Source organism: Mesorhizobium sp. M1A.T.Ca.IN.004.03.1.1 (assembly GCF_003997555.1).
Taxonomy (GTDB): domain Bacteria; phylum Pseudomonadota; class Alphaproteobacteria; order Rhizobiales; family Rhizobiaceae; genus Mesorhizobium.
Window position 1 is genome coordinate 1 of record NZ_RZTV01000258.1, and the last position, 276, is coordinate 276.

Genomic DNA, 276 nt, shown 5'->3' on the forward strand with positions numbered 1-276 from the left:
CTGCCTTCTCACACGGCATCATCCCCCTCGAACAGGGCATGGTTTGCTTCCTGAACCTCGATCATTTGTTCGCAAACCTCGACCTGGCGGACGCCGCCTAGAACAGGATGGTTTTAGGCCGGGTCGGCCTAAAACCTGAATCCTCTTTTAAATTATGCGCATTCACCGGATCGCAGCGCCAGTCAAACAACAAAAGATCGTTTCCTGGTGTCCGATGGATTCTCGCCGTAGGCAGCTCGATAGATGGCGGAAAAGCGACCGAAATGCGAGAAGCCC

At 54.0% G+C, this 276-nt stretch carries 1 pseudogene; it reads left to right on the forward strand.

Annotation, left to right across the window (positions count from 1 at the left end):
• Positions 1-101, forward strand: a pseudogene (locus EOD29_RS37590) (chemotaxis protein CheW); the annotation flags it as partial.
• Positions 102-276 lie beyond the last annotated feature (175 nt).